Annotated in this window: 8 protein-coding genes, 1 tRNA gene and 1 pseudogene; 4 read left to right on the top strand and 6 right to left on the bottom strand. The window is 67.1% G+C overall.

Features of this window, described 5'->3' with window-relative positions; all coding sequences use genetic code 11:
* Positions 1 to 107: 107 nt before the first annotated feature.
* Positions 108 to 1,274, bottom strand: a complete 1,167-nt coding sequence (locus WA965_RS11755; protein WP_526300852.1) for an FAD-binding domain — start codon at positions 1,272 to 1,274, stop codon at positions 108 to 110.
* A gap of 315 nt (positions 1,275 to 1,589) precedes the next feature.
* Between WA965_RS11755 and WA965_RS11760 the strand changes: the two genes are divergently transcribed.
* On the top strand, positions 1,590 to 3,248 hold the full coding sequence (locus tag WA965_RS11760) for a glycine/sarcosine N-methyltransferase (RefSeq protein WP_526300850.1): 1,659 nt from the start codon (positions 1,590 to 1,592) through the stop codon (positions 3,246 to 3,248).
* A gap of 133 nt (positions 3,249 to 3,381) precedes the next feature.
* A complete protein-coding gene (locus WA965_RS11765; protein WP_526447557.1) occupies positions 3,382 to 4,158 on the top strand; it encodes an acyl-CoA thioesterase in 777 nt (258 codons plus the stop codon).
* 57 nt (positions 4,159 to 4,215) lie between these two features.
* Here the strand turns inward: WA965_RS11765 and WA965_RS11770 are convergent.
* Positions 4,216 to 4,298 (bottom strand) — tRNA-Tyr (locus WA965_RS11770).
* 160 nt (positions 4,299 to 4,458) lie between these two features.
* Here WA965_RS11770 and WA965_RS11775 point away from each other — a divergent pair.
* The gene (locus WA965_RS11775) at positions 4,459 to 4,950 is read left to right on the top strand and encodes a YajQ family cyclic di-GMP-binding protein (protein WP_526300846.1); all 492 of its coding nucleotides are present in this window, start codon (positions 4,459 to 4,461) and stop codon (positions 4,948 to 4,950) included.
* A gap of 56 nt (positions 4,951 to 5,006) precedes the next feature.
* On the opposite strand, the gene WA965_RS11780 is transcribed toward WA965_RS11775, so the two are convergent.
* Complete coding sequence (locus WA965_RS11780; protein ID WP_526300844.1) at positions 5,007 to 5,471, bottom strand: lipoprotein LppJ family protein; 465 nt, start codon at positions 5,469 to 5,471, stop codon at positions 5,007 to 5,009.
* 60 nt (positions 5,472 to 5,531) lie between these two features.
* Positions 5,532 to 7,409, bottom strand: coding sequence for an alpha/beta hydrolase (locus WA965_RS11785; protein ID WP_526447559.1), 1,878 nt, complete (start codon positions 7,407 to 7,409; stop codon positions 5,532 to 5,534).
* A gap of 108 nt (positions 7,410 to 7,517) precedes the next feature.
* Here WA965_RS11785 and WA965_RS11790 point away from each other — a divergent pair, with 108 nt between their 5' ends.
* Entirely contained in the window at positions 7,518 to 8,543 is a 1,026-nt protein-coding gene (locus WA965_RS11790; RefSeq protein ID WP_526300842.1) for an NAD(P)H-dependent glycerol-3-phosphate dehydrogenase, read from the top strand.
* Positions 8,544 to 8,547: 4 nt separating this feature from the next.
* Here the strand turns inward: WA965_RS11790 and WA965_RS11795 are convergent, their stop codons facing one another.
* Together WA965_RS11795 and WA965_RS11800 are read right to left on the bottom strand one after the other, a co-directional pair.
* Complete coding sequence (locus WA965_RS11795) at positions 8,548 to 9,093, bottom strand: hypothetical protein (protein WP_526300840.1); 546 nt, start codon at positions 9,091 to 9,093, stop codon at positions 8,548 to 8,550.
* Positions 9,094 to 9,129: 36 nt separating this feature from the next.
* Positions 9,130 to 9,345 (bottom strand): annotated as a pseudogene (locus WA965_RS11800) (hypothetical protein); the annotation flags it as partial.

Here is a 9,345-nt window from a genome sequence, read left to right on the forward strand (position 1 = left end):
GGGGTCAGGTTCAGGATTCGAGCCTGATCGGCCCCAGCCCGCCGCAGCGGGGTCGGGTCGACCCCGCGGTGACGACCTCCGACGGCGGGCCCTCCGAGCCGCGCGGTCTAGAGACCGTAATCCGGCAGATCGATGTCGTCGCTGATGCTGCGTCCGAGCAGGGTGGCCAGCGGCCCGAAGTTCATCGAACGCATCGCGACGTTGCGGAACCACAGGCCGAAGCGCGTTCTGGCCGTGAAGAAACCCAGCATCTGTTCGGCACCGGACTGTTTGTCACCGATGAACGGGCGCAGCATGTTCTCGTAGCGCGGGAACGCCGTTCGGTGATCGCCTCCGGCCCGCTGCAGTTCCCCGGCCAGTACGTACGCCTCCGTCATCGCCAGCCCGGTGCCTTCCCCGCCGAGCAGTGAGATGCAGCCGGCCGCGTCTCCGATCAACAACACCCGACCGCGCGACCAGCAGTCCATTCTGATCTGGCTGACGACGTCGAAGTACAGGTCGTCGACGTCGTGAACAGCGTCCAGGATCTGCGGGCACTCCCATCCGGCGTCACCGAACTCCCGACGCAACTGCTCTTTTGGTGACAGACCGGGGTCACCCCGATCAGCACGCCACACGAAGAGAAACATGGTCCGACCGCCGCGCAGCGCAAATCGCGCGACCTGGCGACCCGGCGTGTTGTAAGTGACGTACACCAACTCCTCGCGCGCCCGGTATCCATCTGTCACGCAGGCAGCCACCTTGCAGCCCAGGTAGTGCTCGAACTCCTCGTCGGGGCCGAACACCAGTCGCCGGACGTTGGAGTGCAGCCCGTCTGCGCCGACGACGAGGTCGAACTCTTGGGGCGGCGCATGCTCGAAGGTGACGCTCACACCGTCGGGCCGGTCGTCGAGGGCAGTGATGCTGTCACCGAAGACGGTATCGACCTTGCCGTCGATGGTGGCGTAGATCGCGGCGGCCAGATCGCCACGGGGCAGGCTGGTGAACTGGTCACCGATCATCTGCCGGAAGACGTCGACACCCAGTTCAGCCTTGATCTTTCCGTCGGCGCCCACCGAGCGGATCGACCCGACGTCATAGCCGGCGTTGCGGATCGCCTGCTCTATCCCCATGCGCTCGGCCGCCCGAAAGCCCACCCCCCAGAAATCGATCATGTAGCCGCCGGTGCGGAATTCGGGAGCCTGCTCGATGAGCGTCGGCGTGTGGCCGGTGCGGTGTAGCCAGTGGGCGAGCGCCGCCCCCGCGACACCCGCGCCGCTGATCGCGATCTTCATGATGGGTTCCCATCGGGTCGCATTCGAGCTGTGTCACCGGTTGTACCCGAATTGCCCTCGGGTTCGATGACTTTCGCGGCGATGGCAGAAATTCGCGGTGACGACGGGCGGTCACCGTGGGCCTAGCGGTCGCGAGAACGACGAAGTGAAATATGCTGGACTCGCGGTGTGGGTGTGGCGGTTGGCCTGTCCCCCGCTCTGCGGGGAACGGCGCGGCAACGCCTTCGCCCGGCGTGCGCAGTCCTCAGAACGACGGAACAGCGCACGCATCGGCGTCTTCGGATGCGTGCGACACGCAACGCAAAGAAAGGACGCATGACTTCCACGAGCACCCGGGACAATGCCGAACTACGGATGCACGAGCAGGACTACGGTCAGGATCCGCTGGCCGACCGCACCACAGATCTCTATCGGGGCGAATACGTCATGAGCTTCGTCGAAAAATGGGACGAACTCATCGACTGGGACGCGCGGGCCCAGTCCGAGGGCCGATTCTTCATCGACGTGCTGCGAGCCCGGGACAAGAACAGCGTCCTGGACGTCGCCACCGGAACCGGTTTCCACTCCGTGCGGCTGACAGGCGCCGGATTCGACGTGACCAGCGCCGACGGTTCCGCCGCGATGCTGGCCAAGGCCTTCGAGAACGGCAAGAAGCGAGGGCTGATCCTCAAGAGCGTCCAGGCCGACTGGCGCCAACTGAACAGGAACATCCAGGGCAAGTACGACGCCATCATCTGCCTGGGGAACTCCTTCACCCACCTCCACGACGAGCAGGACCGGCGCCGCGCGCTCGCCGAGTTCTATGCCGCGCTGCGCCACGACGGAATCCTGATTCTGGACCAACGCAACTACGACGAGATGCTCGACCACGGCTTCACGTCGAAACACAAGTACTACTACTGCGGTGACCAGGTCTCGGCCGAACCCGAGCATGTCGACGACGGCCTCGCACGTTTCAAGTACACGTTCCCCGACGGGGCCGAGTACACGCTGAACATGTTCCCGCTGCGAAAGAACTACGTACGGCGGTTGATTCGGGAGGCCGGCTTCGAGCGGGTGCGCACCTATGGCGACTTCCAGGAGACCTACCAGGAGAACGAGCCCGACTTCTTCGTCCACGTCGCCGAGAAGTCAGTGGAGTACGACGCCGCCGGCGCGGTCACCGAGGAAGCGGAGGCTTACTACGACAGCGACGACGCGGACAATTTCTACTCGCTGATCTGGGGCGGCGAGGACATCCACGTCGGCTGTTACGAAGAGACCCGCGACATCGGCGCGGCCGGTGTCGAGACCGTCGACCGGATGGCGGGCACGCTGTCGAGCCTCGACCCCACCAGCGTGGTTGTCGATCTGGGCGCCGGGTACGGCGGGTCGGCGCGCCGACTGGCCGCCGCACACGGCTGCGCCGTCACCTGCGTCAACATCTCGGAGACGCAGAACGACGCCAACCGGGCCAAGAACCGCCGCGCCGGACTGGACCGGCAGGTCCGGGTGATCCACGGCAGCTTCGACGACGTGCCGATTCCGAGCGGCAGCGTCGACGTCGTGTGGTCACAGGACGCGTTCCTGCACGCGCCGGACCGGCGCAAGGTGATCGAGGAGGCCTTCCGGCTGCTCAAGCCGGGCGGCGAGCTGGTCTTCACCGACCCCATGCAGGCCGACGACGTGCCCGACGGGGTGCTGCAGCCCGTCTACGACCGGCTGAACCTGCGGGATCTCGGTTCGATGCGGTTCTACCGGGAGGCCGCGCAGGCCCTCGGCTTCGAAGTCCTCGACCAGATCGACCTGGTCGACAACCTGCGCACCCATTACGACCGGGTGCGCGAAGAACTGGAGTCCCGACGCGCCGAGCTCGAGCAGCGCTCATCGGCGGACTACCTCGACAAAATGGTTGTCGGGCTGCGCAATTGGGTAGATGCCGCCGACCGCGGTCACCTGGCTTGGGGAATTCAGCGGTTCCGCAAGCCGGCCTGATCGGGTTCGTCGATGCCGGCCGCCGCGACCCCGCGGCGGCCGGCTGCCGCGGGATCGGGTCAGCCCCGCGGTGATGACCTCCGACAGCGGACCCTTAACATGTGTCAACCGCGCTGACCGTCGATGGAGGACCATGCCGAGCTGGATCGCCGAACTGGTACAGCTCGACGGCAGTGGCGAGAGTTTCCGCAGCACAGCATCTTTCGGCGCCGGCGGCCGGCTCTTCGGCGGACTGATCGCCGCCCAGGCGCTGGCCGCGGCCGGTTCGACCCTCGAACCCGGACGGCTACCGCAGTCGCTGCACGCGTACTTCATCAAGGGTGGCCGGGTCGGTGTCGACGTGGAATACGTCGTCGAACTCACCCGCGACGGCAAGTCGTTCAACACCCGTCGGATCACCGCCAGCCAGGACGGCGAGCCCATCTTCGAAATGCTGGCCTCGTTCCACCGATCCGAAACGACCACCGACTGGCAGCGCTCCGAAGCGCCGAGCGTCGCGCTGCCCGACACCACGCTGGCGAACCCGCTACCCGAGCGATGGGCCGACCACTTCGAGATCCGCACCGCCGGCGCCGGCATGGACGACTGGCCGATCCAGCCGATGTGGTTCCGCAGCCGGCACACCATCGAGGACGACCCCCTGCTGCGGGCCTGTGCGCTGACCTTCATCTCCGACGTGGGCCTGGTGGCGACTGCCCGGCCACCCGGGGAGCAGATGCCCCGCGGCGGGGCGGCCAGCCTGGACCACGCGCTGTGGTTGCATCGCCCCTTCGACCCGCAGCGGTGGCATCTCTACGACGCCCAGGCCATCAGCCACAACGACGCGCGCGGCCTGGCCCGGGGATCCATCGTCGACGAGGACGGGACCCTGGTGGCCAGCGTGGCGCAGGAATCGCTGTGGCGGCTGTGAACTTCGTCCCTGCCCGGGAACGCACTCAGGCCCGGTGAAAACCGGGCCTGAGCAGCGTGGCAGGTACAGGATTCGAACCTGTGTAGGCGTAAGCCGACGGATTTACAGTCCGCTCCCATTGGCCGCTCGGGCAACCTGCCTGGGTGCTACAAACACGCTGGAGAGCGCGCTCAGCAGGATACAACGAGCACCCGCCCCCGACACAAACCGGCGGGTGGGGGGCGGTGTGTGCGGCGTCGCGCCCTGCGGCCAAAATGGGACCCAAGCACTCACACCACCAACGAGGGAGGGACGAGTCCAATGGCGGATTCATCGTTCGACGTCGTCAGCAAGGCAGATCGCCAGGAAGTCGACAACGCGCTCAACCAGGCGGCCAAGGAGCTGGCCACCCGCTTCGACTTCCGCGGCACCGAGACCACCATCGAGTGGCAGGGCGAAGAGGGCATCATCCTCGTCTCCTCGACCGAGGAACGCGTCAAGGCAGCCGTCGACGTCTTCAAAGAGAAGTTGATCCGACGCGACATCTCGATGAAGGCGTTCGACGCCGGTGACCCGCAGCCGTCGGGCAAGACCTACAAGGTCATCGGCAGCATCAAGCAGGGCATCGACAGCGAGAACGCCAAGAAGATCACCAAGCTCATCCGCGACGAGGGACCCAAGGGCGTCAAGGCGCAGATCCAGGGCGAGGAGATCCGCGTCAGCTCCAAGAAGCGCGACGACCTTCAGGCCGTTCAGGCGCTGTTGCGCGGCGCGGACCTCGAGGTCGCGCTGCAGTTCGTCAACTACCGCTGAGCCTCGGCGGTTTCGAGACTGCGGTCAGGGCGGCGTTCACTCACACTTTTCCGCCGTCAGCGCAGTCTCAACGCCGGCGTGATGTCGACCGCGCCCTCGGAACCGTGGTCGCCGATGTTGCGGCACTCGCCGTAGAGCTGCAGCGCGCCGTACCCGGGGTCGGCCGCGCGCGGACCCACCGTCGCCGTCACACCGTCGCGGTTCAGCGAGGCGCCGTGCACCACCTGCCCGTCCGGCATTCCGCTCGTCCAGCCCTGCGCGACGAGCGCATCGCGGATCCGGGTGTACACCGGCCCCGGGTCGGCGGGCAGCTTGAACGCCACCTCGACGCGACCCTGAAACGGAGGTTCCCCCTGGTCATTGCACGACCCGAACGAGAAGCCGCCGGTGACGTCCTCGAGCGTCACCGCCCGCACCAACTGCACCGCAGGATGGACGACCTGGGCTCTGGCCTGGTCATCGGACAGGGCGTTCTCCGACTGGTCGAACGTAGTGCCGTCCGAGGAACCGGAATCAGACATGCCACAACCTCCAAGGGCGAGCGTGATCAGCAGCAGGGACAGCATTCGAAAGATCATGGTTCACAGGGGCTTTCCGTCGAACTTGTGATCCGAGGTGACCGAGCCGTTGTCCCGCCCGGCTTCCGGGTCGATGATCGCAGGCCCGAGCGGAATGTCGGTGTGCGGTAGCGGGATGTCACCGAAGGGTGTGGGGATTCGGTCCGGCGTGCTGACGGTCGGTGCGGTCCGCTCCCCGGCCAACATGCCCAACTCCCCCAATGCATCCCCGTGGCCCGATGAGATCGCGGCCATGCTGTAGAGCGACTCGCTGCCCATCGTGTAGTAGTAGGAATGATCGTTGAAGTCAGGGTAGTCGGTTCCCGGTACCTCAGCGTGAAAGCGAACGCCGCCAAAGGATTCCGCGGCTGCGTCGTTGCCGAGGCCGGCCGACACACCGAGCGGGTCGGCCAGCGGGCCGTTGAGAACATCTGCCGCGAAGTCGCTGGAGCCGATCCAGCCCACCGGGTCGGTCGACGCGTTGCCGACGTACACCTGGCCGCCCTGCAGGTTGAAATCGGCGGCGGTCTGCGCCAAATCAGTTCCCGGACAACCCAACAGAACCGCATTGGTGGCCTGCATGCCGCTGCCGGCGAACGCGTCGGCCACTGTCGTCGAACCGTAAGAATGCCCCAGGACCGTGATGTTGGGATCCCCCATCCCGGTGTGCGTGACGTGCAGGCTGTTGACGTCGCCCGCCAACAGGTCACCGCCGGCCCGCGCCAGTTCCGGATTGGCGATGCGGATGTCGGCGAAACTGTCCGGGGCGTCGTAACCCATCCACATGATGACCGCGTTCTGCTTGGTGGGGTCGGCCTTGCTCATCTGGTCGAGCAGGTTGATGCCGTCGTTGCGGCCATGGTTGAGCCAATCGGACCCCAGGCTGCTGCCGGTGCCCGGCACGATGACACCGATGTTGTCGGCGGCGTCCGGATTGCCGATCGCGATCGCCGCGGTGCCCTGCCCGTCGTAGGCCAGCGGGTCGTAGCCGAACAGGTACACCGGCCGGGGCCGCGCCGGGTTGTCACCCTCGGACTGGTGTTTGAGCCCCTGCCGCGCCTTCAGACCGTTCTGATACGCCATGACGTCGGCGCGGTTGAGCCCGAAGCGTTCCGGGTTGGCGACCACCTCGTCGGCCGGGACACCGTTGGCGGTCGCGGCGTTGTCCACCCGGGCGATGTCGCGGTCCATCACCGTGCGGTTCAGCTGGTCGCGGACGTCCACCGGCAGCCCGTCGAGGTTCCCGAGCCCACGCGGTGCGGTGTCCTGCAGGCGCCGCCTGTCAGCGTCGCTCAGGCTGTTCCACCACTGGTTGACCTCGTCGGCGGAGGCACCCGCAGGCGGCATCGGCGGTAGCGGCGTTCCCGGCGGGGTCGCCGGTGCGGACCCACCGATCGCGGTCCTGACGGCGCCGGCCGTCGTCGCGTCGATCTCACCGAACAACTGCAACAACCGCTGGAGGACCGCGGTGAAGCCGGGCTCGAAATGCCCTAGCAGCGGCGGGAAAGGCGGGGCGGTGGCACGGCCGTCATCGGTGACCGTCCACCCGGCGGCACGCAACATGTCGGCAAGACCCATCACGCCGTCGCGCGTCGCACCCAACCGTGCGCCGCCGGTGCTCAGTGCGTTCTGCATCGTCTCCAGCCGGGCCCGCAGCTGCAACTGAGCGGTCAGGTTCTGCTCGGCCTTGGCGATCGCGGCGTCGCTGCCCGCGCCCTGCCACGCGGCACGCAGCCGATCCAACGCCTCGCGCTCAGTGATGATGACGGCGTCGAGTTCGACGATCTTCGCGCCCAGCGCGCCCGCGGCCGCCGTGAGGCCCTGCGGATTCGAAGCCTCCACCATCGAGACCGTGACCGACAACGCGACCCCCTCAGCAAAGTCGCCACCAATTATGCCCATGGGGTATCGCGGATCCACGCACTGTTCGGTGATGTCAGACCGACGGCTCCGCGGGCGTGCTCGCCAAATCCGCCCTCGAGCTGAGGCCGTCGACCTAATGTGATCGCTATGGCACCAGCGCAGCGTGAACCCAAAGTCGTCGTCCTCGGGGGCGGATCCTGGGGCACCACCGTCGCCTCGATCTGCGCCCGCCGCGGACCGACGCTGCAGTGGGTGCGTTCGGAGGAGACGGCCGAGGACATCAACGACCGGCACCGCAACTCGAAATACCTCGGCAATGAGGTCGAGCTGACCCACACCTTGCGCGCCACCACCGACTTCACCGAAGCCGCCGAATGCGCCGACGTGATCGTGATGGGCGTTCCGTCGCACGGGTTCCGCGGCGTACTCGAACACCTCGCCCAGGAGCTGCGGCCGTGGGTGCCGGTGGTGTCACTGGTCAAAGGCCTCGAGCAGGGCACCAACTACCGGATGAGCCAGATCGTCGACGAAGTGCTGCCCGGTCACCCCGCCGGCATCCTCGCCGGTCCCAACATCGCCCGCGAGGTCGCCGAGGGCTACGCCGCCGCCGCAGTGCTGGCGATGCCCGACCAGCATCTGGCCGCCAACCTAGGAAAACTGTTCCGCACCAAGCGCTTTCGGACTTACACCACCGATGACGTCGTGGGCGTGGAGATGGCGGGCGCGTTGAAGAACGTCTACGCGATTGCCGTCGGCATGGGGTACTCGCTGGGTATCGGCGAGAACACCCGGGCGATGGTGATGGCCCGCGCGGTCGCCGAGATGTCGAAGCTGGGGGTGGCGGTGGGCGGCCACCGGGACACGTTCGCCGGCCTGGCCGGGATGGGCGATCTGATCGTGACGTGCACGTCGCAGCGCAGTCGCAACCGCCACGTCGGTGAGCAACTCGGCGCGGGCAAGCCGATCGACGAGATCATCGCCGCGATGAACCAGGTGGCCGAGGGCGTCAAGGCGGCCAGCGTGATCATGGAGTTCGCCGAAAAGCACGACATCCCGATGCCGATCGCTCGGGAGGTGGACGGCGTCGTCAACCACGGCGCGACGGTCGAGGACGCCTACCGCGGACTGGCCGCCGAGAAGCCCGGCCACGAAGTGCACGGGTCGGGCTTCTGAGTTCTCAGTTGAAGTACGGGTTGGTGCCCTCGGGCCGGGCGAGCAGCGGGTTGAGTGCGTTGACGATGAATGAGCCTGCGGGGCTGATCACAAAGCCGGCCTGATTCTTGCTGTCGACGCAGGCCGTCATCGTGCCGTCACCGCCGCAGCTGACGGTCCCGAAGCTCAGGCGGGTGTTCGGAGGGAGCGGATTGACCGGCCCCCCGTACATCGGGTTGGGTGCCGAGCCGAAGGTCGGCACCCCGCCCGAGCTGCCGCCGACCAGGTTCGCGCCCTCAGGCCCTCCAGGGATCGGGCCGTTGCAGCCGTAACCGCCATTGCGCTGCAACATGCAGGTCAGTCCGGCCGAGCCGAAGACGTAGGCCGACCCGTCGTAGACCGCGAAGTCCTGCGGGTTCGCCGGCGCGAACGCGTTGATGTCGGGAGCCGGCGGTGGCGGTGGGGGTGGCGGCGGCTGAGCCGCGGCCAGGCCCGACCCGTTGAGAACACCGGCCGCAGCCACACAGGCGGCGCCGGCGAGTAAGCGCACGGGAATTCTGCTCAGCACCATCACAGCCTAGATGTCGCCGCAGAGCCGAGCAGTGTTTCAGAAAGTGAAGCTGCCACCCGGGCTGAGGACAAAACCGGACTGGTCGACGGTGTTGATGCAGGACGTGACCACGCCGTCGGTACCGCAGCTGACGGTGCGGAAACTCATCCGGGTGTTGGCGGGCAGCGGCGCAGGGTTCTCGACCGCGCCGTACATCGGCCGGTCGGAACTGCTGAAGCCCGGGCTGCCGCCGGCCCAGCCGGTGACCAGGTT

Source organism: Mycobacterium sp. (assembly GCF_049683935.1).
In the GTDB taxonomy this organism is placed as follows: Bacteria; Actinomycetota; Actinomycetes; order Mycobacteriales; family Mycobacteriaceae; genus Mycobacterium.

Excerpts from the sequence above, each read along its gene's own strand:
- WA965_RS11785 (WP_526447559.1), bottom strand. The coding sequence starts at position 7,409 with ATGGGCATAATTGGTGGCGACTTTGCTGAGGGGGTCGCGTTGTCGGTC.
- WA965_RS11755 (WP_526300852.1), bottom strand. The coding sequence starts at position 1,274 with ATGAAGATCGCGATCAGCGGCGCGGGTGTCGCGGGGGCGGCGCTCGCC.
- WA965_RS11780 (WP_526300844.1), bottom strand. The coding sequence starts at position 5,471 with ATGTCTGATTCCGGTTCCTCGGACGGCACTACGTTCGACCAGTCGGAG.
- WA965_RS11765 (WP_526447557.1), top strand. The coding sequence starts at position 3,382 with ATGCCGAGCTGGATCGCCGAACTGGTACAGCTCGACGGCAGTGGCGAG.
- WA965_RS11795 (WP_526300840.1), bottom strand. The coding sequence starts at position 9,093 with ATGGTGCTGAGCAGAATTCCCGTGCGCTTACTCGCCGGCGCCGCCTGT.
- WA965_RS11760 (WP_526300850.1), top strand. The coding sequence starts at position 1,590 with ATGACTTCCACGAGCACCCGGGACAATGCCGAACTACGGATGCACGAG.
- WA965_RS11790 (WP_526300842.1), top strand. The coding sequence starts at position 7,518 with ATGGCACCAGCGCAGCGTGAACCCAAAGTCGTCGTCCTCGGGGGCGGA.
- WA965_RS11775 (WP_526300846.1), top strand. The coding sequence starts at position 4,459 with ATGGCGGATTCATCGTTCGACGTCGTCAGCAAGGCAGATCGCCAGGAA.